Origin of the sequence: Micromonospora sp. NPDC049089, assembly GCF_040648775.1 — a bacterium.
GTDB lineage: Bacteria > Actinomycetota > Actinomycetes > Mycobacteriales > Micromonosporaceae > Micromonospora.
In genome coordinates this window covers 1-23,426 of sequence record NZ_JBEZEH010000107.1, presented here as the reverse complement: position 1 = coordinate 23,426, position 23,426 = coordinate 1, and the positions used below count along the sequence as shown (strand labels likewise).

20 protein-coding genes are annotated in these 23,426 nt (G+C 71.2%); 4 read left to right on the top strand and 16 right to left on the bottom strand.

Annotated features, from left to right (window positions below; all coding sequences use genetic code 11):
- Positions 1-36 precede the first annotated feature (36 nt).
- The 9 genes from AB0B48_RS19285 to AB0B48_RS19245 form a co-directional block, all read right to left on the bottom strand.
- Positions 37-2,409 carry a glycoside hydrolase family 65 protein gene (locus AB0B48_RS19285; protein ID WP_357203213.1) on the bottom strand — a complete coding sequence of 791 codons (2,373 nt, stop codon included), beginning with the start codon at positions 2,407-2,409 and terminating at the stop codon, positions 37-39.
- A complete protein-coding gene (locus AB0B48_RS19280) occupies positions 2,406-3,209 on the bottom strand; it encodes a beta-phosphoglucomutase family hydrolase (RefSeq protein WP_357203211.1) in 804 nt (267 codons plus the stop codon). Before AB0B48_RS19280 ends, AB0B48_RS19285 begins: the two co-directional genes overlap by 4 nt.
- A gap of 59 nt (positions 3,210-3,268) precedes the next feature.
- The gene (locus AB0B48_RS19275; protein ID WP_357203208.1) at positions 3,269-3,733 is read right to left on the bottom strand and encodes a DUF4442 domain-containing protein; all 465 of its coding nucleotides are present in this window, start codon (positions 3,731-3,733) and stop codon (positions 3,269-3,271) included.
- Positions 3,734-3,804: 71 nt separating this feature from the next.
- Positions 3,805-5,103, bottom strand: a complete 1,299-nt coding sequence (locus AB0B48_RS19270; RefSeq protein WP_357203205.1) for an ABC transporter ATP-binding protein — start codon at positions 5,101-5,103, stop codon at positions 3,805-3,807.
- Between the two features lie 125 nt (positions 5,104-5,228).
- A complete protein-coding gene (locus tag AB0B48_RS19265; RefSeq protein WP_357203202.1) occupies positions 5,229-7,439 on the bottom strand; it encodes a bifunctional glycosyltransferase family 2 protein/CDP-glycerol:glycerophosphate glycerophosphotransferase in 2,211 nt (736 codons plus the stop codon).
- Positions 7,440-7,453: 14 nt separating this feature from the next.
- Positions 7,454-9,499, bottom strand: coding sequence for a DUF5941 domain-containing protein (locus AB0B48_RS19260; RefSeq protein WP_357203219.1), 2,046 nt, complete (start codon positions 9,497-9,499; stop codon positions 7,454-7,456).
- Between the two features lie 11 nt (positions 9,500-9,510).
- Entirely contained in the window at positions 9,511-10,257 is a 747-nt protein-coding gene (locus tag AB0B48_RS19255) for an ABC transporter ATP-binding protein (RefSeq protein WP_334507643.1), read from the bottom strand.
- 1 nt (position 10,258) lies between these two features.
- Complete coding sequence (locus AB0B48_RS19250) at positions 10,259-11,086, bottom strand: ABC transporter permease (RefSeq protein ID WP_112581809.1); 828 nt, start codon at positions 11,084-11,086, stop codon at positions 10,259-10,261.
- 71 nt (positions 11,087-11,157) lie between these two features.
- On the bottom strand, positions 11,158-12,534 hold the full coding sequence (locus AB0B48_RS19245) for an L-serine ammonia-lyase (RefSeq protein ID WP_357203197.1): 1,377 nt from the start codon (positions 12,532-12,534) through the stop codon (positions 11,158-11,160).
- 379 nt (positions 12,535-12,913) lie between these two features.
- Between AB0B48_RS19245 and AB0B48_RS19240 the strand changes: the two genes are divergently transcribed.
- Positions 12,914-13,123, top strand: coding sequence for a PspC domain-containing protein (locus AB0B48_RS19240; RefSeq protein ID WP_030486383.1), 210 nt, complete (start codon positions 12,914-12,916; stop codon positions 13,121-13,123).
- 80 nt (positions 13,124-13,203) lie between these two features.
- On the opposite strand, the gene AB0B48_RS19235 is transcribed toward AB0B48_RS19240, so the two are convergent.
- From AB0B48_RS19235 to pdxH, 7 genes are all read right to left on the bottom strand, one after another.
- Positions 13,204-14,067 carry a DUF4230 domain-containing protein gene (locus tag AB0B48_RS19235; protein WP_355004975.1) on the bottom strand — a complete coding sequence of 288 codons (864 nt, stop codon included), beginning with the start codon at positions 14,065-14,067 and terminating at the stop codon, positions 13,204-13,206.
- Between the two features lie 99 nt (positions 14,068-14,166).
- Positions 14,167-15,330, bottom strand: coding sequence for an acyl-CoA dehydrogenase family protein (locus AB0B48_RS19230; RefSeq protein ID WP_357203194.1), 1,164 nt, complete (start codon positions 15,328-15,330; stop codon positions 14,167-14,169).
- 44 nt (positions 15,331-15,374) lie between these two features.
- Positions 15,375-15,680 (bottom strand): type II toxin-antitoxin system VapB family antitoxin, encoded by a 306-nt coding sequence (locus tag AB0B48_RS19225; RefSeq protein ID WP_030329612.1) that lies wholly within the window; start codon positions 15,678-15,680, stop codon positions 15,375-15,377.
- Between the two features lie 187 nt (positions 15,681-15,867).
- A complete protein-coding gene (locus tag AB0B48_RS19220) occupies positions 15,868-16,470 on the bottom strand; it encodes a nitroreductase family protein (protein WP_357203191.1) in 603 nt (200 codons plus the stop codon).
- Positions 16,470-17,399, bottom strand: coding sequence for an aldose 1-epimerase family protein (locus AB0B48_RS19215; RefSeq protein WP_357203188.1), 930 nt, complete (start codon positions 17,397-17,399; stop codon positions 16,470-16,472). Before AB0B48_RS19215 ends, AB0B48_RS19220 begins: the two co-directional genes overlap by 1 nt.
- 18 nt (positions 17,400-17,417) lie before the next feature.
- Positions 17,418-18,716 carry an MFS transporter gene (locus tag AB0B48_RS19210; RefSeq protein WP_357203185.1) on the bottom strand — a complete coding sequence of 433 codons (1,299 nt, stop codon included), beginning with the start codon at positions 18,714-18,716 and terminating at the stop codon, positions 17,418-17,420.
- Positions 18,713-19,342, bottom strand: a complete 630-nt coding sequence (gene pdxH / locus AB0B48_RS19205) for a pyridoxamine 5'-phosphate oxidase (RefSeq protein ID WP_357203216.1) — start codon at positions 19,340-19,342, stop codon at positions 18,713-18,715. Before pdxH ends, AB0B48_RS19210 begins: the two co-directional genes overlap by 4 nt.
- 278 nt (positions 19,343-19,620) lie before the next feature.
- Here pdxH and AB0B48_RS19200 point away from each other — a divergent pair, with 278 nt between their 5' ends.
- The 3 genes from AB0B48_RS19200 to sepH all read left to right on the top strand — a co-directional run bounded on the left by AB0B48_RS19200 (position 19,621) and on the right by sepH (position 23,347).
- Positions 19,621-20,727: a citrate synthase 2 gene (locus AB0B48_RS19200; RefSeq protein WP_091395245.1), complete on the top strand. Its 1,107-nt coding sequence runs from the start codon at positions 19,621-19,623 to the stop codon at positions 20,725-20,727.
- 227 nt (positions 20,728-20,954) lie between these two features.
- Positions 20,955-22,082 (top strand): phosphoserine transaminase, encoded by a 1,128-nt coding sequence (gene serC, locus AB0B48_RS19195; protein ID WP_357203182.1) that lies wholly within the window; start codon positions 20,955-20,957, stop codon positions 22,080-22,082.
- A gap of 185 nt (positions 22,083-22,267) precedes the next feature.
- Complete coding sequence (sepH, locus tag AB0B48_RS19190) at positions 22,268-23,347, top strand: septation protein SepH (protein ID WP_357203179.1); 1,080 nt, start codon at positions 22,268-22,270, stop codon at positions 23,345-23,347.
- Positions 23,348-23,426 lie beyond the last annotated feature (79 nt).

Here is a 23,426-nt window from a genome sequence, read left to right as displayed (position 1 = left end):
CTACCGAGCGGGGCGGGCGCCCCCCCCCCCCGCCCGTCACTGTTCGCGTTCGGGCAACCGCAGCAGCGGGGACCGGCCCGGTGGCTGCTCGGGCGGCGGGCCGGACGGCTCGGCCGGCGGCACCGGTACCGTCACCGGCTCGTCGCAGGTCACCCGCAGCACCTGGTCGTGGTGGCGCAGCTCCACCACGTCGTCCGGGCCGCCGTGTCGCAGCGAGTACGTCGTCTGGTGCGGCCGGACATCCACCCGCAGCGACAGCCCCCGCCACTGGAGCGAGAACTCCAACCGGCTGAGTCGGCTGGAGAGCCGGGGGGCGAAGGACAGCTCGCCGTCGTGGTCGCGTAGACCGCCGAACCCGCTGACCAGGGCAAGCCACGCGCCGGCCAACGACGCCATGTGAACGCCGTCGCGGGTGTTCTCGTTGAGGTCGTGCAGGTCCATCAACGCGGCCTCACGCAGGTAGGTGTGCGCGAGTTCGGGGTGGCCCACCTCGGCGGCGAGCACCGACTGGGTGCACGCCGACAACGACGAGTCGCGTACGGTGCGGCGCTCGTAGTAGAGGAAGTTGCGCACCTTCTCCTCGGGTGTGAAGGCGTCTCCCCGCCAGTGCATGGCGAGGACCAGGTCTGCCTGCTTCACCACCTGCTTGCGGTACAGCTCGAAGTACGGGTAGTGCAGCAGCAACGGGTACTTCTCCGCCGGTGTGTGCGTGAAGTCCCATTCCTGGAGTCGGGTGAAGCCCTCGACCTGCTGGTGGACCTCGAGTTCATCGTCGTACGGGACGTGCATCGAGGTGGCGGCGTCCCGCCAGCTCGCGGCCTCCTCGTCGGTGACCCCGAGGTGGAACGCCTCGTCCCGGTGGCGCATGACCACTTCGGCGGCGGCGAGCAAATTCCGCTGCGCCATCAGGTTGGTGTAGACGTTGTCGTTCTTCACTGCGGTGTACTCGTCCGGGCCGGTGACACCATCGATGTGGAACTGCCCGTGCCGGTCGTGGTGGCCGATCGAGCGCCACAGCCGGGCGGTCTCCACCAGCAGCTCCAGCCCGATCTCCCGTTCCAGCTGGGTGTCCCCGGTGACCATCACGTAGCGGCGCACGGCGTCGGCGATGTCGGCGGCGATGTGGAAGGCTGCCGTTCCGGCCGGCCAGTACCCGGATGATTCCGGGCCGCCGATGGTGCGCCAGGGGAAGGCGGCGCCCTTGAGGTTGAGCGTCTCGGCGCGTTCCCGCGCCGAATCCAGCGTGGTGTGTCGCCACTGCAACGCGCTGCGCACCGCGCTCGGCTGGGTGTACGTGAGCACCGGAAGGACGAACATCTCGGTGTCCCAGAAGGCGTGACCGTCGTAACCGGGGCCGGTCAACCCCTTCGCCGAGATCGGCCGCTGCTCGGCCCGCGCGCCGGCCTGCAACACGTGGAAGAGCCCGAACCGGACCGCCTGCTGCACCTCCGGGTCGCCCTCGACCAGCACGTCGGAGGCGTCCCAGAACGCGTCGAGGTAGTTGCGCTGTTCCCGGTGCAGCCCGTCCCATCCGTCGAGTCGGGCGCCGGCCAGTGCCGCGCCGACCTGGTCGCGCAACGCCGGCAGGGACCGGCGACTCGACCAGCTGTACGTCAGATACTTGATCACCCGCAGCTTCTCGCCGGGCTGGAGCACGCAGGCGATCGTGGTCCGCACCCAGTCCTGGTAACCCTCGGACTCGATGGTGGTGTGGTCCGGGCCGTGCACCTCGTGCTCCATGGCGGCGGCGACCCGTAGACCGGAGACCTTCGTGCGGTGGATCAGCTGGCCGCCGTCGGGGGTGGTCAGCTCCTCCTCGGCCTGGAGAGGCGACTCCAGCACCGCCGCGACCCGGGGGTCCTTGCTCTGCGCGGGCAGCGATTCGTTCGCCACCAACTCGGACTGCACGATCAGCCGCAGCGGGCCGTCGACGGCCTCCACCTCGTAGCTGATGGCGGCCACGGACCGCTGGGTGAACGAGACGAGACGGGTGCTGCGGACCTTGACCTCCCGGCCGGCGGGCGAGCGCCAGTGCAGCTCCCGGTGCAGCGTGCCGGCCCGCAGGTCGAGGATCCGCTCGTGGGCGATCAGCTCGCCGTAACGCACGTCGAGCGGTTCGTCGTCGACCAGCAGCCGGATCAGTTTGCCGTTGGTGACGTTGACGATGGTCTGCCCGGACTCGGGGAAGCCGTAGCCCGCCTCCGCGTACGGGAGCGGACGCAGCTCGTAGAACGAGTTGAGGTAGGTACCGGGCAGGCCGTGCGGTTCGCCCTCGTCGAGGTTGCCCCGCAGGCCGACGTGCCCGTTGGAGAGCGCGAAGACCGACTCGGACTGGGCCAGCACGTCCATGTCCAGCCGGGTCTCCCGGACGTGCCACGGCTCGACCGGGTAGGCGCGCTCCCGAATCATCCGGAGCCTCGTTCGGCGGCGAGCGGGTCGGTGGCGGTGCGGTTCGGCGCCGGGGGGTTCGCGGCGTCGAGCAGGTCGGCGAGGTCGGTCACCACGATGTCGGCCCCGTGGGTCAGCAGCTCGTCGGCCTGCCCGACCCGGTCGACGCCGACCACGTAGCCAAAGCCACCGGCGCGGCCGGCGGCCACCCCGGAGAGCGCGTCCTCGAAGACGGCGGCCTGCGTGGGGTCGACGCCGAGCAGCCTGGCTCCGGCGAGGAACGAGTCGGGCTGTGGTTTGCCGCGCAGCCCCTGCGTGCGCGCGACGATCCCATCCACCCGGGCCTCCAGCAGCGGCTCCAGCCCGGCGGCGGCGACCACCTCGCCCCCGTTCGCGCTGGCGGTGACCACGGCTCGGCGGAGGCCGGCAGCGGCCGCCGCCTTCAGGTACCGCACCGAGCCCGGGTAGACCTCGACGCCCGCGGTACGCAGACGGTGCAGCAGCAGGACGTTCTTGCGGTTGCCCAGGCCGTTGACGGTCTCCGCCTCCGGCGGGTCGTCCGGGCTGCCCTCGGGCAGCACGATCCCTCGGGAGGCGAGGAACGACCGCACGCCGTCGGCCCGGGGGCGGCCGTCGACGTAGCGGTTGTAGTCCGGGCCCGGGTCGAACGGTTGGAACGGTTCGCCGGAGGTCGCTGCGCGCTGACGGAGGAACTCGTCGAACGTCTGCGTCCAGGCGGCGTTGTGTACGCGGGCGGTCTGCGTCAGCACACCGTCCAGGTCGAAGAGACAGGCGGTCACGTGAGCAGGTAGGCCCAGCACGGTACGAATCTATCCACCCTGCTGGGCACGCAAACCCATTTCGGCCGCCCTGAGGCGTTTCAGTTCGGTCGCAGCGTCCAGATCACTGTCATCTCCGAGGTCGGTTTGCCGTCCTCGGTGGTGAGCTGGACCTCGACGGGGAATTCCGGTCGTCGCCCGGCGGCCAACTCCTCGGTCACCTCGGCCGCCGGCCGGCCGAGTCGCGCGGTGGCCAGCACCGGCCCCATGGCGAGTTTCCGGTAGGCGATCTCGGCCCGGACGGCCAGTGGCACGGCCCGGTCGAGCAGTTGCCCGAAGGCAGCCAGCACGACCGCGCCGGAGGCCGTCTCGCCGAGGGTGAACATGGCACCGGCGTGCGGCCCGCCGATGTGGTTGTGGGTGGCCGCCGAGTCGGGCAGCCGGACGACTGCCCGCACGCCGCCCTCGGCCTCGGGTGCCACCTCGACGAACTCGATACCGAGCGTGCGAGCGAACGGCACCGCTTCCAGCATGCCGGCCGCCACCTGGCGGGAGTCGATAGTCATGGCCTGACGTTACTAACCGGTAACCAGGCCGGCAACCAGCGATTTCGCCGCCAGGGCACGGTCAGACGTCGTCAGCGCCAACCCACGTCGATCCGGTCGCCACGCTCGTCGAAGAAGTGCAGCGCGTCCATCCGTACCGAGACGGCGAGCGGGTGACCGGCGCTGACCGCCGGGTACGGCGCCAGCCGCACCGCCAGCTCCGCCGGGCGGCGGTGGTGCCGGCCCGGATCGGGGAGCACGCTGGTCTGGACGCCACTGGCCGGAGCCTCCTGCGTGTCCACCGGCTTGCCGGTGAGCCGCTGCATCACCGAGCCGAAGCGGCGTAGGCCGCGTTGGCCAACCGGCGGCGGGTCGAGCGGAGCACCCATCTCGTCGACCACGATCGCGGTCGCGCCGATGTCGAGGAACGCCAGGGACTCGTGCCCATGGTGCTCCAGGTAGCGGATCCGCCCGCGCAGCACGTCGCCGGGGCTGTCGGGTGCGACCGGGGTGAGCGCCTCGGCCCGCATGCCGACCACGATCCGCTCACCGTGGTAGTGCGCCACCGCCCGACTGCGGATGTCGTTCCAGGGCAGGTAGAGCGACTGGTCACCGAGGTTGAGCGTGACGTACCGGTCGAGATGGACGTAGACCGACGCCTCCAGCAGGTTCATCCGTGGGCTGCCCAGGAACGCCGCGACGTAGAGCGTCGCCGGCCGGCCGTACACCTGGGTCGGCGTGCCCACGTCCTGGAGCACGCCGCGGCGCATGATCGCCACCCGGTCGGCCATGGTGAGCGCCTCGGCCTGGTCGTGCGTGACGTAGACAGTGGTGACGCCCAGCTCGCGGGTCAGGCCGGAGATCTCGGCGCGCAACTCGGCGCGCAGGCCGCTGTCCAGGTTGGACAGCGGCTCGTCCATCAGGAACAGGCCGGGCCGGCGGACGATCGCGCGGCCCATCGCCACCCGCTGCCGCTGCCCGCCGGAGAGCTGACCGGGCTTGCGGGCCAGCACGTCACCGATGCCCAGCGCGCTCGCCACGTCGCTGACCCGCTCGCCCCGCGGCTCCGGCTCGACCCCGGCCAGTCGCAGCGGGAAGGCGATGTTGTCGCCGACCGTCATGTGCGGATAGAGGGCGAAGTCCTGGAAGACCATGGCGATCCGGCGGTCGCGTGGGGGGAGATCGTTCGCCAACTCCCCGTCGAGCATCACCGCACCGGTGGTCGGCTCCTCCAGCCCGGCGATCATTCGCAGCACTGTCGACTTACCGCACCCGGAAGGCCCGAGCAGCACCAGGAATTCGCCGTCGTTCACATCGAGGTTGATGCTGTCGACGGCCAGCGTGCCATCTCGGAAAACCTTGGTCACATCCTTGAGCGTGACGGTACTCACCGTCTTCCCCCCAGCGCGCGTCGGCCGAACCCCCCAAGACTGTGACCAGGATCATGGGTTTGTGACATCGGGTAAACGTCTCATGTTCGATCGATGACGCTGCTATTACACGACAGAAACCGCGATCAGCAGCGCGTGGACCGCTCGTCCGGCTCCCCGAGGAACACCCGTCGCACCACGCGCTCCGCCGCCCGCCCGTCGTCCAATGTGCAGAACCGGGCCCGGAAATGCTCGCGGGCCTTGGTCGCCGCGTCCGAGCGCACCCCGTCGGTGCGGAACAGATCGAGCAGATCGGCGAAAGTGGAGGCCACCGCGCCCGGCGGTTCGGCGGTGACGTCGAAGTAGACCCCCCGGGCCAGCCGGTACGCCTCCCAGTCCGGGGTGTAGAGCACGATCGGCCGGTCCAACACCGCATAGTCGAACATGGCCGACGAGTAGTCGGTGACCAGCACATCCGCCACCAGGTACAGATCCTCCACCCGTTGATGGCCGCTGACGTCCCGCACCCGCTCCCAGTCCCTCGGCTGGCCGGGGCGTCGATCACGGTCGTGAAAGTAGTGACTGCGCATCAGCAACCGGCCCGAGTCACCCAGCGCCTGGACGAACCGGTCCGGGTCGAACGGTGGCCGGTAGCCGGGCAGGTGCTCGCGGTGCGTCGGGGCGTACAGGACGACCTGCTCATCGGGGTCGAGGCCGAACTCCGCGCGGAGTCGGCGCACCTCGTCCGGGCCCGCGGTGACCAGGCGGTCGTTGCGCGGGTACCCCACCTCCAGCGTGGTGTACGTGGCCGGGTACGCCCGGTCCCACATCTGGGTGGAGAAGCTGTTGGCGCTGACGCTGTAGTCCCAGCGGTCCACCCGGCGCAGCAGCCCGGCGAAGTCCATCCGGCCCGCGCCGATCGGGTGGCGCTGCTGATCAAGCCCCATCACCTTGACCGGCGTGCCGTGGTGAGTCTGGACGTGCACCTGTTCCGGTCGCTTGCGGACGAAGTCCGGAAAGTTGACGTTGTTGACCAGCCACCGGGCGCGGGCGAGCACCCGGTAGTACGCCGGCGTGCCGGCCACCACGTACTCCACTCCGGCCGGCACGGCCTCCACCCGGTCCCGGCGCACCACCCACACCCCGCGCACCCCCGGCGCCAACCGGCGGGCGACCTCGTAGATGGCCGCCGGGTTGCAGGAGTAGCCCCGGTACCAGTACGCGGCGTACACCGCGAGCGTCGGGTCGACCGGCCGCCGCAGCTCGGCCCGGTAGTACTCACGCAGCAGCCCGTCCCGGGTCAGCCGGGCACCGCGCCGGGCGACCGGGCCGACAGTGCGCCGCGCGGTGCGGGCCCGCCGACGGGCGGCGTCGCGGGCCCGGCTGGCCGCCCGCAACGCGCTGAAGGTGCGCCACCGGCCGGAGGCGACAAGCTTGTGCTTGATCCCCTCGACCCCGTCCGGCACCGGATAGCCGCCGGGCGGCAGCCAGCGCTCGTAGTCCGCGGTGATCTGCGCGAAGAACGCCTCCCGCAGCTCCGGGGCGATCCGCTGACCGTTGCCGAGCACAGTCAGGTAGTGCCAGATCATCCGTTCGAAGACCGCCGGCCGCAGGGCCTCCGTCGCCGGCCCCCACGAATCCATCAGGTGGAAGACCCGGTGCCACTGCGGGAACACCTCGAAGTGCCGGTCACCCCGGGTCCGGGTGATCGCGCCGGCGCGGCGCTGGCGGTAGTTGACGCAGACCCGATCGAGTACGCCGATCCGGTGCGCGGCCATCAGCACCGGATAGCTGAAGGAGACGTCCTCGTACCAGCCGGGCGCGAAACGCAACCCCAGGTCGGCGAGGAACTCCCGCCGGACCAGCCGGTTCCACGCGGTGTGCAGCAGGTGCATCGCCTGCGGCCGGTCCCGCAACCGGAAGGTGTCCGACCCCGGGGACTCCGGAAATACGTCGGCCATCGCGCTGCGGGTGGCGGTGTCGTTCCAGTGGGTGCGGACGTGGTCGACCAGCAGGACGTCCGGGCGGGTGACCCGCAACCGTTCGGCGACCTCGGTCAGGCATTCCGGAGCCAGCCAGTCGTCGCCGTCGAGGAACCACACGTACTCGCCGACGGCCCGGTCCAGCCCGATGTTCCGGGCCGGACCGAGGCCGACGTTCTCCGGCAGCCGGACCGAGTGGACCCGCTGGTCGCGGGCCGCGTACTCGTCGATGATGTCGCCGCTGGCGTCCGGCGAGCAGTCGTCGACGGCGATCACCTCGATGTCGGTCTCCGGCTGACCGAGGATGGAGTCCAGGCACTCCCGCAGGTATCCCTGCACCCGGAAGGCCGGCACCACGAAGCTGATCAGAGTCATCCGGCCGCCCTCCGTCAGCGCGGCGCGGCACCTCCAGCGCCCGCCGGCGCCACCGACGCCCGCGCGCTACGGGCCGGTCGCACGAACCAGGCCAGGACGACGCTCACCACGAAAACCACGAGAAGGTACGCACCGAGTGTAGCCAGTCCGATACCCGCAATACCGGCGATCGCCGCGAGGGCCAGCAGCACCGAACGCCCCTCCCAGCCCAGCGTCGCTGCGTGCAGGGGCGGTGCCGCCTGCCGCTTCTCCAGCCGGGCGGTCAGGTCGTAGTGGTGCACGGTGAGCACGAAGACGTACCCGAAGATCAGCCAGCCGGGTGCCTCACCGACCACCCCGACCGCGATGGCGAACAGGTACTCGGCGGCTCGCAACGCCGCGGGCACCAGCCAGTCCAGCGGGCCGTTGTGCGCCGCCCCGGCCCCGAGTCCACCGATGAGCAGCACCAGCAGTGCCACCGGCACCGCCCAGCGCAGCTCGTCCGGCGCGTCGCTCAGCAGCGCCGCTACCAGAAGCACCGCCGGGCCGAGCGCGGCGATGACCGCCAGGGTCAGTGGTCCCATCGGGCGGACCACCGGCAGCCAGCGGGCCAACGGGCCGTCGTCGCGGTGCAGGGTGGCGTCGACCGTGTCCAGCACCGGCACCCACATCCAGCGGGCCCGCAGGGTCCGCAGGGCCCCGGTGTACGCGAACGCCAGCACCCCCCAGACCAGGACGGCGATCAGGCTGACCAGTGGGTTGAACAGCGCCACGGTCAGCGCGATCAGCGCCCACCGCTCACCGATCGGGAAAACCACCGTCCGCTTCAGCCAGTACGACACCGACCCGGTGTCCGCCTGCACCCGGGTCGACGCGGCGTTGAGCCGGTCGCCGATCCCGCCGCTGGCGTTCGTGGCCGTACGCGGGCGGCGGGCCGCCTCGTCGTGCAGCACCCCGTACCAGGTGTCGGTCATGTGGCGGACGGTCTGCAACGTCATCGCGGCGATCGCGAGCGCCCACCCGTTGCCCAGCCCGGCGTGGCTCACACCGAAGCCCAACCCGGCGTAGACCAGGTACTCCTTGGCCCGGTCCGCCATGGTGTCCAGCCAGCCACCCCAGGCGCTGAAGTGCCGGGTGTAGCGGGCCAGTTGGCCGTCCACGCAGTCGAGCACGAAGCCGAGGTAGAGCAGCACCGCGCCACCGACCAGCGCGGGCCGCCCACCGATCCCGAACAGCACCGCCGCGCCAAGCGCGAAGAGCACCGAGATCACCGTGACCCCGGTCGGGGTGAGCCGGAGCCGGGCCGAGAGCCGGACCAGGGACGGCGACCAGGTGCTGACGAAGTAGGTGGAGAAGAAGTCGTCCTTCTCCTTCACCGACAGCCGCAACTCGGCCCGGTCCTCGTCGACAGCGGTCACCGCCGCCTCGGCAGCGGTCAGCCCGGCCGGGTCCTCGACCCGGTGGGCGACGAGCAGACGTACCCGCTGGGCGAAGATCAGGGTGCCGAGCGCCGCGAGACCCGCGAAGAGCCGGTCCACGGCGGACCCGGGGCCACCGGGCGCCACCGATCCGCCGGCCCCGACCCCGCCGGTCGCCGGCAGCGGCGCCACGTCGCCGGCCGGGCCGATCGGGGCGGCGACGGGAAGCATCCCGGACGCGGCCGCCCGGGCGGCGGCCGCGAGGGTCGGCAGGTCGTCCACGCCGACCCGCAGCGCGCCGCCGAACACGCCGGTGGCGGCCCCGTCGAGGGCGTCCAACGCGCCGGCGTCGACCACCTGGCCGCGCTCCTCCCGCACAGCGGTCCGACCGGGCACCGGCGGGTCGCCGAGCACCAGCGCCACGGTGGGGCCCACCGGGCTGGTGGCCAGGTGCCGCAGTACGGCGGTGTGCGCGACCAGGTCGGTGCCGGTGATCAGCACCGGGGCGGTCGCGGTGGTGACCAGGTCGGACAACTCGTCGAGGGTGGCGGCGAAGCGCACCTCGTCCGCCCCGGCCAGGCGCAACTGGGCGGCCAACCGATCGGCCAGCGGTTCACCTGTCGCAGTGGTGAGGCCCGTCGCGGACGTTCCGGCGGCGAGCACGATCGCGAGCGTCACCGCGGAACCGCTGCGTGGTACGCGTCGAGCGCCTCGGCGATGGTGCCGTCGAGCGTCAACCGGCCCGCGTCGAGGTACAACCCCCGACGACAGAACCGGGTCAGGTCCTTTTCGTTGTGTGACACCAGCACCAGCGTGCGCCCCTCCCCGAGCAGACGATCAATCGTCGCGTAACACTTCTTGCGGAACTCCGCGTCCCCGACCGCGGTCACCTCGTCCATCAGCAGGATCGGGTGCGGCAGGTGCGAGATGATCGCGAAGCCCAGCCGCACCTTCATCCCCGACGAGTAGTGCCGCACCGACGTGTCGATGGCACGTTCCACCTGCTCACCGGCGAACTCGACGATCTCGTCGAAGTGCCGCTTCAGGTAGCTCGTCGACAGTCCGTGCAGCCCACCGACCAGGTGCAGGTTCTCCCGCCCGGTCAGGTCGTTGGAGAAACCGGCGGACAACTCCAGCAACGGCGCCACCGCGCCGTGCACCCGGATGTCGCCCTCGTCCGGGATGAGCACCCCGGCGATCAGCCGCAGCAGCGTGCTCTTGCCGGTGCCGTTGCGCCCGATCACCCCGACGGTCTCGCCGGGCTGCACTGTGAACGACACGTCCCGCAACGGCCAGAACTGGCCGGGCAGCGCGCCACGGGCGCCCCGGTGGATGAACAACTCCCGCAGGCGGAGCTGACGGCGACGGTTGCGGACGAACCGAATGCCCAGGCCGTCCGCCTCGATGATCGGCGCGGCCACCTCAGAGCTCCTTGAGCACGGCGGGCTCCAACCGGCGGAACGACCACCAACCGGCGGCCAGCACCAGAAGGCTGCCGACGATCGTGGTGGCGAGCAGCCGGGCGTCCGGGAACTCGTCCGGGTACCAGATCGCGTGGTGCAGCTGGAAGATCCCGACCAGCGGGTTCAGCTCGTACACCACCTTCAGCCAGCCGGGCAGCCCGGACTCCCGGACCAGGCTGAGCGGATAGATGATCGGCGTGGCGTAGAAGAGCACCCGGATGATCAGCCGCATCAGCCGTTCCACGTCGCGCATCAGCACGTTCCACGCGGACAGCAGCAGGGCGAGCCCGGTCAGCAGGACGGCCTGGACGGCCACCGCCAGCGGCAGGGAGAGCAGCGACCAACCCGGGTGGATCCGGCCGTGCACCGCGTAGATCACCGCGATGGCGATCAGGATCGGCAGGCCGGCCGCGTACTCGGCGAACCGGCCGGTGACCCGGCCGATCGGAAACACCTGACGCGGCACGTTCATCGTGGTGATCAGCCGGGACTGGCCGGTCAGCGCATTCGTCGCCTCACTCAGCGCGGAGCTGGTCCACATCCAGGCGAAGATGCCGGTGATCAGGAACAACGGGTACGACCCGGCCGCCTCACCGAGGTGCCGACCGGTGTCCCGGGAGTAGAGCACCCCGAAGACGAACCAGTAGATGGCGCCCATGCCGAGCGGCTCGATCAACGACCAGAAGTAGCCCAGCACCGACTGCTGGTACTTGACCGCGAGATCCCGCCTGACCAGGATGCGCAGCGAGTTGCGGTGCGACCACAACGCCGCGACGCCAGAGGTCACCGCAGCCTCCCGCCTCCTGAAACGGACGACAGGTTAGCAGTCGGTGAACGATTGCCCCGAATCGACCGGACTCAGCACTCGATCACGTTGACGGCCAAACCGCCACGCGCCGTCTCCTTGTACTTGACCTTCATGTCGGCGCCGGTCTCCCGCATGGTCTTGATGACCTTGTCCAGCGACACCTTGTGCACCCCGTCGCCGCGCAACGCCAACCGGGCGGCCGTGATCGCCTTGATGCTAGCCACCGCGTTCCGCTCGATGCAGGGGATCTGCACCAGGCCACCCACCGGGTCACAGGTCAACCCGAGGTTGTGCTCCATCCCGATCTCGGCCGCGTTCTCCACCTGCTCCGGGGTGCCACCGAGCGCCTCGGCCAGCCCCGCCGCCGCCATCGAGCACGCCGAACCGACCTCACCCTGGCAGCCCACCTCGGCGCCCGAGATCGAGGCGTTCTCCTTGAACAGGACACCGATCGCGCCCGCCGTCAGCAGGAACCGCACCACACCCTCGTCATCGGCGTCCGGCACGAACCGGGTGTAGTAGTGCAGCACCGCCGGAATGATCCCGGCCGCGCCGTTGGTCGGCGCGGTGACCACCCGGCCACCAGCGGCGTTCTCCTCGTTGACCGCCAGCGCGAACAGGGTCACCCAGTCCATCGCGTGCAGCGGGTCGGCCGACCCGGCCTCCGCCTCGGCCTCCAGGCCACGCCGCAGCTCCGCCGCGCGCCGCCGGACCTTCAACCCCCCAGGGAGTACGCCGTCGCGCTCGCAGCCGTTGCGCACGCACTCCTGCATCACCCGCCAGATCTCCAGCAGACCGGCCCGGATGTCCGCCTCGCTGCGCCAGGAACGCTCGTTGGCGAGCATCACCTCGCTGATCGACAGCCCGGTGCGGGTGGTGACGTCGAGGAGTTGCGCCCCGGTCAGGAAGGGGTACCGCACCACGGTGCTGTCCGGCTTGATCCGGTCCGCCCCGGCAGCCGCCTCGTCCACCACGAACCCGCCACCGACCGAGTAGTAGGTGCGGCTGCGCAGCTCGGCACCGGCCCGGTCGTACGCCGCGAAGGTCATCCCGTTCGGGTGGTACGGCAACGACCGCCGGCGGTGCAGTGTCAGATCCCGATCCGGGTCGAAGTCGATCTCGTGCGCGTCGAGGATGTTGATCCGCCGCTCGGCCCGGATCCGCTCGACACGAGGACCGACGGTGTCCGTGTCGACGGTCTCCGGCGACTCGCCGGCCAACCCGAGCAGCACCGCCGGACCACTGCCGTGGCCGTGCCCGGTGGCACCCAGCGAGCCGAACAGCTCGGCCTGCACCCGCGCCGTGTCGCTGAGCAGCCCGTCGGCCTTCAGCCCTCCGACGAACGTCCGCGCGGCCCGCATCGGCCCCACCGTGTGTGAGCTGGACGGCCCGATACCGACGCTGAAGAGGTCGAAAACACTGATCATGGCTGCGCTTCCTCGCCGTCGTCCCGGCGTACGGGACCCGGCCGGGTCGTGACCGCCGGTCTGGCGGCCCCGCTCGTGACCGTCCGGGGTATGGGTGCCGGCCTCCCGGGGTGTGGAAGGCCGATCTACCAGCCTACCTGCCCAGCTCACCCGCCACCCGGTCCGGGACGTGAACACCCGACCACCGTCTCCCGCCCCGCCCCGCCCGCCCCGCCCGGCTGCGGCGGGCGGCTCGGGGAGGCGTCAGCGAGGGGTTGCCCGGGTAAAGCACCTACGGGTCCACGGGTCGCCGCTCCTCCTCGGGACCGAGGGCGAGGTGGCCATCCCTTTCTACCGTGGATTGCAGACGCGGCGCACCGCCGCAGAGTGGGAGACGACGATGAGTCGCAAACTGGTTCGGCCCCGCGAGGGGCGCATGATCGCTGGTGTCTGCGCCGGCCTCGGGCGGCGGTTCGGCATGTCGGCCGGAATGGTCCGGCTGCTGTTCCTGCTGTCGCTGCTGCTGCCCGGCACGCAGGTGATCGTCTACCTGATCCTGTGGGTGCTGATGCCGAACGAGGACCGCTACCTCGCGTCCACCGGACACTGATCCAGCCCCGCACCCCACGGAACCGGAAGCGCCCGCTCCGACGGAGGTCGGGGCGGGCGCTTCGGCGTACGGAGGGCAGGTCAGGGGGCGATGTAGGTGACAGTGATCTGCTGGTAGCCGAGGGAGCGGAGCAGCCCCTCCAGCATCTTGCGGGTGTTCTCCTCGGCTCGGGCCGAGAGCCCGCTGTCCCGGGCGGCGGCGGTGATCCGGTCCTCGGCGAGCTTGTAGACCTGCTGCTGCCGGTTGGGGTCGTTGCCGACCAGGTCACCGAGTCGGTTGAGCAGACCGCGCTGCTCGGCGAAGACGTAGCTCTTCTCCATGTCGAGGTTGGTCTCACCGAGTTGCGGCGCGGGCAGCTTGATCTCGACGGACTTGCCGTCGGCGGACTGGACGACGGCACCCTCACCGATCTTGGTGAAGTCGACGTACGCCTCGACACTGCCGGCCCCGACGAACAGGGTGCGCTCGTTGAGCAGGAAGTCCGGAACGTTGCGCCTGTCGTTCTGCGTGTCGACCACGACCTGGAAGTTGCCCTCCGCAGCCACGTAGCGGCTCAGGTCCTGGATCGACTTCAGCAGCGGTGGCTGACTGCGGTCGGTCTGCTCCTTGGCGAACGGGTTGCGGAACTCCGGCAGAATGCCGGTCGCCTGGATGCCGAGCAGCACGACCACGGCCAGCGCGGCGGCGCCGAGCAGCAGGAGCAGACCACGGGCCGCCCCACCGCCACCACCACCGACGGGGCCATCGCCACCGCTCGTCGGGCCACCGGGATCTCCAGGCCCACCGGGGCCAGCGGGTCCACCGGGACCGGCCGGCTCGCCGGGGCCACCCGGCGTGTCCATGGTCCACCCGGTTGTAGCGGTCGACCGCGCCTTGAGATCGTCACCGGTCGGGTAACCGGGGAACTCTCTCGTGGGCTCGTTGCTGCCAGCGTCGCGGGCCATCACGCTCACCGTCCTCGTCAGACACGTCGTCTGTCAATGACGGTACGGCCCCGATACGACAGTCGCGCGGCGAGCGCCAGGAAGTGACAAACGAGCAGGTCAGGCGAACGCGGAGAGCCCGGTCAGCCGCTGACCGATGACCAGTTGGTGGATCTCGGAGGTGCCCTCGTAGGTCAGCACGCTCTCCAGGTTGTTGGCGTGCCGCATCACCGGGTACTCACCGGAGACACCGTTGGCGCCGAGGATGGTGCGGCACTGCCGGGCGATGGCCAGCGCCTCCCGCACGTTGTTCAGCTTGCCCACGCTGACCTGCTCGGGCCGCAGTCGCCGGGCGTCGGCGAGCCGGCCCAGGTGCAGCGCGAGCAGTTGCCCCTTCACCAACTCGACGGCCATGTCGGCGAGCTTCGCCTGGGTGAGTTGGAAGCCGGCCAGGGGGCGACCGAACTGGGTGCGGGTGGTCGCGTACGCCAGTGTGGTTTCCAGGCAGTCGCGGGCCGCGCCCACCGCTCCCCAGACGATGCCGTAGCGGGCCTCGGTGAGGCAGCTCAGCGGTGCCTTGAGCCCGACCGCCTCGGGTAGTTGGGCGTCGGCCGGGAGCCGGACGTCGTCGAGCACGATCTCGCCGGTCACCGACGCGCGCAGCGACATCTTGCGGCGGATCTCGCGGGCCGTGACGCCGGGGGTGTCCATGGGTACGGCGAAACCCCGTACGCCCTCGTCGGTGCGGGCCCAGATCACCGCGACGTCCGCGATCGGGGCGTTGGTGATCCACATCTTCCCGCCGGTGAGCACCCAGTCGTCGCCGTCGCGGCGGGCCCGGGTGGCCATCGAGGCGGGGTCGGAGCCGTGATCCGGCTCGGTCAGGCCGAAGCAGCCGATCGCCTCACCGGTGGCCATCGACGGCAGCCACCGTTGCTTCTGCTCCTCGCTGCCGTAGCGCCAGATGGCGTACATGGCGAGCGATCCCTGCACGGAGACCAGGGAGCGGAGGCCGGAGTCGCCGGCTTCCAGCTCCTGGCAGGCCAGGCCGTAGGCGACAGCGGAGGCGCCGGCGCAGCCGTAGCCGGTCAGGTGCATGCCGAGCAGGCCGAGCTTGCCGAACTCACGGGCCAGTTCCCGGGCGGGCACCCGGCCGTCCTCGTACCAGTCGGCGACGTGGGGTCGCACCCGGTCGTCGACGAGTTGGCGGACGACGTCGCGGATCTGCCGCTCCTCCTCGCTGAGCGACGGGTCCAGGTCGAGCAGATCCAGCGCAGCGGTCATGGACGCCACCCTAACGAAGGTTCAGCGCGGGAAAGAAGGGCTCGTCACTCGATGGGCTCGGAGAGCACCAGCACCCGCGCGTGGATCTGGTTGCGCTGCTGGAGGGCTGCGCGCAGCGCCCGGTGCAGCCCGTCCTCCAGGTAGAGCCCGCCGTTCCACTGCACGACGTGCGGGAAGAGGTCACCGTAGAAGGTCGAATCCTCGGCGAGGAGTTTGTCCAGCGCCAACTCGCGCTTGGTGGTGATCATCTGATCCAGGCGCAGTGGCCTCGGCGGGATCTCCGCCCACTGCTTGAGCGTCAGATTGTGCTCCGGATAGGGACGCCCGTCCCGGACCGCTCTGAAGATCACGACGGCACGCTCCCCTCCCCGTGGCCGGGCCGACCGACGGCGCCGAGCCGGGCCGCGGCGGGCACCGCGCGGCGCGGCACCGATGACCGTGCCAGCCTAGCCGCCCAGCGCACGCTACGTTCTGCTCCCTGATGTCAGTTTCGCTATCGCTCGTCCGATCCTGAACCGGACGAACGGGACGTCCGTGTCAGTTCCACCGGCCGCGCCGCACCACCTCGTCCATTGGACGACGTCCACGGCGCAACGATGGTGACCGATGGTCGGCCGCACGGTAACCGATTGTGACGGCACCGATGGGTTGGTACTCCGCCGGCACGCCGAACGCGTCCCGGTAGGCGGCGAGCCGCTGCTGTGGAATGCCGAAGAAGCACGCCCCCAGCCCCTCGTCCACTGCGGTGAGCAGCATCAGCAACGCCGCGAAGCCGGCGTCCACGTGCCAGTACGGCACCGGCCACCGGTCCGTGGACTGATCCGTCCAGCCCTTGTCCGGCTCCGCGTACCGCCGCAGGTAGGCCGACTCGTTGGCGTGCGGCACCACGATCACTGGTGCCCGGCGCATGCCCGCGAGCCACCGCTCCCGCCCACCGCCCTCGGGGGTGGTGGCCGCCCAGAACCGCTCCCGATCGGCCAACTCCTCCAACACCAGGAAACCCCAGCCCTGGGCGAAGCCGGCCGACGGCGCGCGGACCGCGTGGTCGAGCAACCGGTCCACCACGTCGGGCGGGACCGGGCGGTCCGGGTCGTAGTTGCGCACCATCCGCCGTCGGCGGACGACCTCGGCGAACTCCATCAGGCGCCGGGGCGGATGCCCCAGGCACCTCGCCAGGTCGCGCCGGACTTGAGGGTGAGCAGGTCCTTGCCCGACCGGAACGCGTCCGGTGGGCAGGTCATCGGCTCGATTGCCACCGAACGGCGGTGCCGCTCGCCGGTGAGGGCGTCCCCGGTGAACACCTGCCACCAGCCGAACTCGGCGTCCGCCCAGATGCTCACCCCGGCCGAACCGTCCGGCGCGGCGAGACTCACCGACGAACCGCCGTCGGCGTCGGAGATCACCTCGCCGAAGCAGGAGTCCAACACGGCAGCGCCGATCCGGCGGGGACTGGTCCAGTCGTACTCGGTGCCGGCCACCGGGGTGACCCCCACCGGCAGCAGTCGACCGTCCACCAGCACGCGGCTGCGGGTGGGCAGCCGCATCACCAGGTCGTCCACCGCGACGCCCGGCAGTTGCAGGTACGGGTGCACGGAGAAGCCGAACGGGGCGAGCTCCCCGCCGATGTTCGTCACCTCGTGCTCGGCGCGCAGCCCGTCCGCGTCGACGCTCCACCGGCTGCGCAGCCGCAGCGGCCACGGGTAGCCGGGCTGCGGCGGCAGGTCGTATCCGACCGTCACGGCGTCGGCCGACTGCTCCAGCAACTGCCACGGCACCCAGTTGACCAGCCCGTGGATGGCCACGTGCCGCTCCGGCTCGGTCAGCGAAAGCTGGTGCGTCCGCCCGTCGAACGAGTAGCGACCATCGCGGATCCGGTTCGGCCACGGTGCCAGCACCTGCCCGGTGCAACCGGGGCAGACCTCGTCGGTCCGGTACCCGTCGAGCAGGTCGACACCGTCGCGCCGGTACGTCCGGAGCCCACCGCCGACCTCCACGATGACGGCCTCGTGGCCGGCGGCGGAGATGGTCCACTGGGCGCCGGAGAACGGGCGCGGATCGGGGCTTTCCATGCCGGCGACACTAACCGGTCAGGTCCGGTTGTCGCTCGACGCCGTCGCCGCCCGGTAGCGCAGCAGCGCCGGGAACGCGACAGCGAGCACCACCACGAGCACCGCGGAGGCGAGCCCACCGGCCACCCAGGCCACCCCTCCACCGAACCCGGCGGCCATGGTGCCGGCGCGCAGATCACCCAGGCGTGGGCCACCCGCCACCACCACCGTGTTCACGCCCTGGAGTCGGCCGCGCATCCGGTCCGGTGCGTAGACCAGCAGCATCGACTGACGCAGCACCGCGCTGATCAGGTCGGCGGCGCCGGCCACGGCGAGCAGCACGACCATCAGCCAGAGCTGGTGGGCCAATCCGGCGGCGGCGATCGCCAGGCCCCAGCCGACCACCGCGAGCACCAGGCCGAGCCCCTGCCGGCGGAGCCGGCCGATCCAGCCGGAGGTCAACCCACCGATCATCGAGCCGATCGCGATGGCGCTGTAGAGCAGACCGACCGAGCCACCGCCACCAAATCGCTCGTGCGCGATCTCCGGAAAGAGGGCCCGTGGCATGGCGAGGATCATCGCGATCAGGTCCACCGCGAAGGACAGCAGCAGGACCGGGGTGGTGGCCAGGTAGCGGAACCCGTCGACGACGCTGGCCAGACCGGCACGCCGAACCTGGCCGTCGGCGCTGGGCTCGGGCGGGAGCGAGGGCAGCCGCAGCGCCGCCCAGAGCATCGCGGTGAACAGCACCGCGTCCAGCCCGTAGGCGATCGGCAGGACCACAGTGGTGTCCGGCGAGGCGGAGAGGATCAGACCGGCGGCGAGCGGGCCGGCGACCGAGGCGGCGGTGAAGGTCGTGTAGTTCAGGGTGGTCGCGGACGCCACCAGGTCCTCCGGCACCAGCCGGGGCAGCATGGCGCTACGGGCCGGCGAGCTGATCGCGAAGGCCACCGACTGCAACGCCATCAACGCCAGCAGCAGCACCGGGCTGCCCACGTCCAGCACCGCCTGGAGCAGCAACCCGAGAGTGGATGCCCAGAGCAACAATGAGCCGCCGAGCAGCACCGCACGCCGGTCACGGGCGTCGGCGACCGCGCCGCCCCAGAGCCCGAAGACCAGCAACGGTACGAAGGCAGCCACGCCCAGCAGGCCCACCCAGAACGAGTCCCGGGTCAGGGCGTACATCTCCACCGGCACCGCGACGGCGGTGAACTGGAAGCCGAACATCGCCACCGTGTTGCCGAGCCAGAGCCGGCGGTACGCCGGAACCCGCAGCGGACGCACGTCGATCGCCCAGCGGCGCGCTGCGCGCGGCCGGGTCTCCCGCACACCCGTCACGGCGCCAACCGCTCGACGATCCAGCCACCCTCGTCGAGGCGACGGAAGCGAAGCCGGTCGTGCAACCGGCCGGCCCGGCCCTGCCAGAACTCCACCGACTCGGGTTGGACCCGCAGCCCTCCCCAGTGCGACGGGGTCGGGATCTCGGCCTGGTCGGCGAACCGCTCGACCGCCTCCTGGTACCGCTGCTCCAACGCCGCCCGATCCGACACCACCTGCGACTGCGGGCTGGCCCAGGCACCCAGTTGGGAGCCGCGCGGTCGGCTGGCGAAGTACGCCTCGCTCGTGGCGCGGTCGACCGGCGTGACCCGTCCGGCGACCACCACCTGACGCTGCATGGAAAACCACGGAAAGACCAGGCTGGCGTACGGGTTGGCGGTCGCCTCGACGCCCTTGCGCGACAGGTGGTTGGTGAAGAAGACGAAGCCCTCCGGGTCGTACCCCTTCAGCAGCACCGTCCGCCCGCTCGGCCGGCCGGCCGAGTCGGCGGTGCCCACCACCATGGCGTTCGGTTCGGGTAGCCCGAAGGCCACCGCGTCGGCGAACCAGCTGTCGAACTGGGTGTGCCAGTCGGCGGCCAGGTCAGCCTCGGTCAGGCCCAGGTCCGCGGCGTACTCGTTACGCATCGCGGCCGGGGCGGGTGTGTCGCCCGTCACGTCCCACTCCTTCTCGGGGGCCCCACCAGCACCCTCCCGCGCTGACCAGCCCGCCCTGCCCAGTCTCACCGAGCCGGACGGAGAATGCGCGTCCGGGGATGTCGCGTGCAGCACAGTCGCAGCGGGTCGCGTATCCCTTACTCAGCAGGCAGTATGTTGCGAACACATCCCTGAGGGTCGCCTAAGGCGCTCGGCCGATCCGGGCCGGATGAGCGATCGGGCGCACCGACCAGATCCAGGAGAGCGACATGGCCGATTTCAAACCCGGGCTGGAGGGCGTCGTCGCCTTCGAGACCGAGATCGCCGAACCTGACCGCGAGGGCGGTGCGCTGCGCTATCGCGGAGTGGACATCGAGGATCTGATCGGCCAGGTGTCGTTCGGCAACGTGTGGGCGCTGCTCGTCGACGGCCGGTTCGGGCCGGGCCTGCCGCCGGCGGAGCCGTTCCCGGTGCCGGTGCACTCCGGTGACATCCGCGTCGACGTGCAGTCCGCGGTCGCCATGCTGGCCCCGTACTGGGGTCTCAACCAACTGCTGGACATCTCCGACGAGCAGGCCCGTGAGGATCTCGCCCGGGTCTCGGTGACCGCGCTCTCCTTCGTCGCCCAGTCCGCCCGCGGCCTCGGCCTGCCGGCGGTGCCGCAGAAGGAGATCGACAAGGCGCAGACCATCGTCGAGCGGTTCATGAAGCGCTGGCGCGGCGAGCCGGACCCGCGGCACGTCAAGGCAGTCGACGCGTACTTCATCTCGGCCGCCGAGCACGGCCTCAACGCGTCCACCTTCACCGCTCGCATCGTCGCCTCCACCGGTGCGGACGCGGCTGCCTGCATCTCGTCGGGCATCGGCGCCCTCTCCGGCCCGTTGCACGGCGGCGCCCCGTCGCGGGTGCTCAGCATGCTGGAGGCGGTGGAGCGCAGCGGCGACGCGGAGGGCTACGTCAAGGGCGTCCTCGACCGCGGTGAGCGGTTGATGGGCTTCGGCCACCGCGTCTACCGTGCCGAGGACCCGCGCGCCCGAGTGCTCCGGCGTACGGCCAAGGAACTGGGCGCGCCGCGCTTCGAGATCGCCGAGGCGCTGGAGAAGGCGGCCCTCGCCGAGCTCCAGGCCCGCCGCCCGGACCGGGTGCTGGCCACCAACGTCGAGTTCTGGTCGGCCGTGGTGCTGGACTTCGCCGAGGTGCCGGCGCACATGTTCACCTCGATGTTCACCTGCGCGCGGATGGGCGGCTGGAGCGCGCACATCCTGGAGCAGAAGCGCCTGCAGCGGCTGGTCCGCCCATCCGCCCGCTACATGGGCCCGGAGACCCGCAAGCCGTCCGACGTCGAGGGCTGGGCAGCAATCCCGCACGGCGTCTGAGCTGGTCGACAAGGGGCCTTCCTCGACGCCGGACGTCGAGGAAGGCCCCCTTGTCCACGCCGAGCGTCGAAGAGTGGTCGTTGTCGTCGGTTACCGGAGCCAACTGTGGCGAAGGACTCAGACCGAGCGCCGGGACCCCGCCCATCGCCATTCGGTCCGAGTGCGAGGATGAGGGCCGGCAGTGTCGCCGGGCCCGCCCTCGCCCTTGCGGAAGGATCTTCAAGACCGTGGCTGACGCACCGATCATCCGGATTCCCGATGAGATCAAGCCCGCCGATGGACGCTTCGGCTGCGGCCCGTCCAAGGTCCGCCCGGAGGCGGTGTCCGCCCTCGCCGAGGTCGCGACCACCTACCTCGGCACCTCGCACCGGCAGAAGACGGTGCGTGACCAGGTTGCCCGTCTGCGCTCCGGCATCGCCGAGTTCTTCTCGCTGCCCCAGGGCTACGAGGTGGTCATCGGCAACGGCGGCACCACCGCGTTCTGGGAGGTCGCCACCTTCGGCCTGATTCGCGACCGGGCCCAGTTCGCCAGCTTCGGCGAGTTCGGCGCCAAGTTCGCCAAGTCGGTCAAGGACGCCCCGTTCCTGGGTGAGCCGACCGTCCGCAAGTCCGACGCGGGCAGCGCGCCGACCCTGGTCGCCGAGTCCGGCGTGGACGCGTACGCGACGCCGCAGAACGAGACCTCGACCGGTGTGGCCGTCCCGATCAGCCGGGTGGCCGGTGCCGACGAGGGCGCGCTGCTGCTTGTCGACGCGACCTCCGGCGCGGGTGGCCTGGAGGTCAACGTCGGTGAGACCGACGTCTACTACTTCGCCCCGCAGAAGTGCTTCGGCTCCGACGGCGGTCTGTGGCTGGCTCTGATGTCCCCGGCCGCACTGGACCGGGCCGCCGAGATCAAGGCGTCCGGGCGCTACATCCCCGCCTTCCTCGACCTGGTCACCGCTATCGACAACTCGCGGCTGGAGCAGACCTACAACACCCCGGCGCTGGCCACGATCTTCCTGGCCGCCGAGCAGACCGACTGGATGAACGCGCAGGGCGGCCTGTCCTGGGCGGCGAAGCGCACCGCCGAGAGCGCCGCAGCGGTCTACGGCTGGGCCGAGCAGTCCAGCGTGGCCACCCCGTTCGTCACCGACCCGGCGCTGCGCTCCAACGTGGTCGCCACCATCGACTTCGCCGACGGGGTGGATGCCACGGCGATCGCCAAGGCGCTGCGCGCCAACGGCATCGTGGACACGGAGCCCTACCGCAAGCTCGGTCGCAACCAGCTGCGGGTGGCGCTGTTCCCGGCCGTCGAGCCGGCCGATGTCGAGGCGCTCACCGCGTCCATCGACTACGTGGTCGAGCGACTCTGACGTTCGTCACGGTCGGTGTCCGTTGGAGCCTCCACGGACACCGACCGTGATCATCGCCGCAGCTCAGTCACGACATGCGGGGTGTCGGTTCCCCCACCCCGAGACAGATGCGCGTACGGTGGTCCGAGACGCCTGGGTGGCCGACTCGTGGTGTGCGGCCAGCGAAGCGGGACGGAGGCAACGTTATGCGCCCAGTACGCTTCGTCGCCCTCTCCGAGGACGGCCAGGCACTGGTGCTCGCCGACGAGGTTGGGCGCCTCCTGGCCCTGCCCATCGACGAACGCATCGCCGGTGTGATGCACCCCGAGCCGGGTGCCCCGCCGCTCGCGGTGGCACCGAGCACCGTCGACCCGATTCCCTCACTGTCCCCCCGGGACATCCAGGCCCGCATCCGCTCCGGTGAGTCCGCGGAGGACGTCGCCCGGATCGCCGGGGTGCCGGTCGACCGCGTGCTGCGCTACGCCGGCCCGGTGTTGCAGGAGCGGGCGATGCTCGCCCAGCACGCCCGGCGCACCCGACTCAAGGGCGCGGAGAAGCCCACCCCGCTCGCCGAGGTGGTCAACGGCCGGCTGAGCCAGCACGGCATCGACACCGAGAAGATCTCCTGGGACGCGTACCGGCGCGACGACGGCACCTGGCGGATCATCGCCACCTGGCCGTCGGGCAAGGCCACCGCGCAGGCCATCTGGGACATGGACAAGGCCCGACAGGTGGTCACGCCGCACGACGACATGGCGCAGTACCTGTGCGCCGAGCGGCCCACGCCGATCCTCGGCCAGGAGCCGGCACCGGAGCGCGGCGGGCACGGCCTGCCGGGTCCGTCGCGCGGCGAGCCGAGTCGTGGCGGGCACGGTCTGCCGGCGGCGTCCGAGCACCCGCGCCCTGGCCGTGATCCGATCCGGGCCGGCCGTGACGCCCTGCTCGCCTCCCTGGACCGTCCGCTCGGCGGTTCGTCGGGTCGCGGGCTGGAACCGCGTACCCCGGCTGCCCTGGCCGGGTCGGACGCGCCCCGGCAGCGGCCGGTCGGTGGGGGTGCCGCCGCGCTGCTCGGCGGTGGCCAGGGCTCGGCCTTCGACGACGATTCGGACGCGCCCAAGGAGGTGCCGGCCGTGCCGTCGCTGGCGGTGCTGCGGCCCCGCCGCACCGGCGCTGCGGCGGCCACCGGCGGCGAGTCCACCGACGCCAACGGCAAGCCACGCAAGAGGCTGCCGAGCTGGGACGACGTGCTCTTCGGCAGCGGCCCGGCCGCCCGCGAATCTTCCTGACGCCTCGCGTTGTGGGGGGGGGGGGGGTTGAGCCCCCACCCCCCCCGGGGAACCACAGCCCCCCCGGCGGGGAGGGTCG

What these genes read in the sequence shown, in the direction of transcription:
- AB0B48_RS19285 (WP_357203213.1), bottom strand. Translation starts at nt 2,409, where the DNA reads ATGATTCGGGAGCGCGCCTACCCGGTCGAGCCGTGGCACGTCCGGGAG.
- AB0B48_RS19275 (WP_357203208.1), bottom strand. Translation starts at nt 3,733, where the DNA reads ATGACTATCGACTCCCGCCAGGTGGCGGCCGGCATGCTGGAAGCGGTG.
- AB0B48_RS19265 (WP_357203202.1), bottom strand. Translation starts at nt 7,439, where the DNA reads ATGACTCTGATCAGCTTCGTGGTGCCGGCCTTCCGGGTGCAGGGATAC.
- AB0B48_RS19245 (WP_357203197.1), bottom strand. Translation starts at nt 12,534, where the DNA reads ATGATCAGTGTTTTCGACCTCTTCAGCGTCGGTATCGGGCCGTCCAGC.
- AB0B48_RS19240 (WP_030486383.1), top strand. Translation starts at nt 12,914, where the DNA reads ATGAGTCGCAAACTGGTTCGGCCCCGCGAGGGGCGCATGATCGCTGGT.
- AB0B48_RS19235 (WP_355004975.1), bottom strand. Translation starts at nt 14,067, where the DNA reads ATGGCCCGCGACGCTGGCAGCAACGAGCCCACGAGAGAGTTCCCCGGT.
- AB0B48_RS19230 (WP_357203194.1), bottom strand. Translation starts at nt 15,330, where the DNA reads ATGACCGCTGCGCTGGATCTGCTCGACCTGGACCCGTCGCTCAGCGAG.
- AB0B48_RS19220 (WP_357203191.1), bottom strand. Translation starts at nt 16,470, where the DNA reads ATGGAGTTCGCCGAGGTCGTCCGCCGACGGCGGATGGTGCGCAACTAC.
- AB0B48_RS19215 (WP_357203188.1), bottom strand. Translation starts at nt 17,399, where the DNA reads ATGGAAAGCCCCGATCCGCGCCCGTTCTCCGGCGCCCAGTGGACCATC.
- pdxH (WP_357203216.1), bottom strand. Translation starts at nt 19,342, where the DNA reads ATGCGTAACGAGTACGCCGCGGACCTGGGCCTGACCGAGGCTGACCTG.
- AB0B48_RS19200 (WP_091395245.1), top strand. Translation starts at nt 19,621, where the DNA reads ATGGCCGATTTCAAACCCGGGCTGGAGGGCGTCGTCGCCTTCGAGACC.
- sepH (WP_357203179.1), top strand. Translation starts at nt 22,268, where the DNA reads ATGCGCCCAGTACGCTTCGTCGCCCTCTCCGAGGACGGCCAGGCACTG.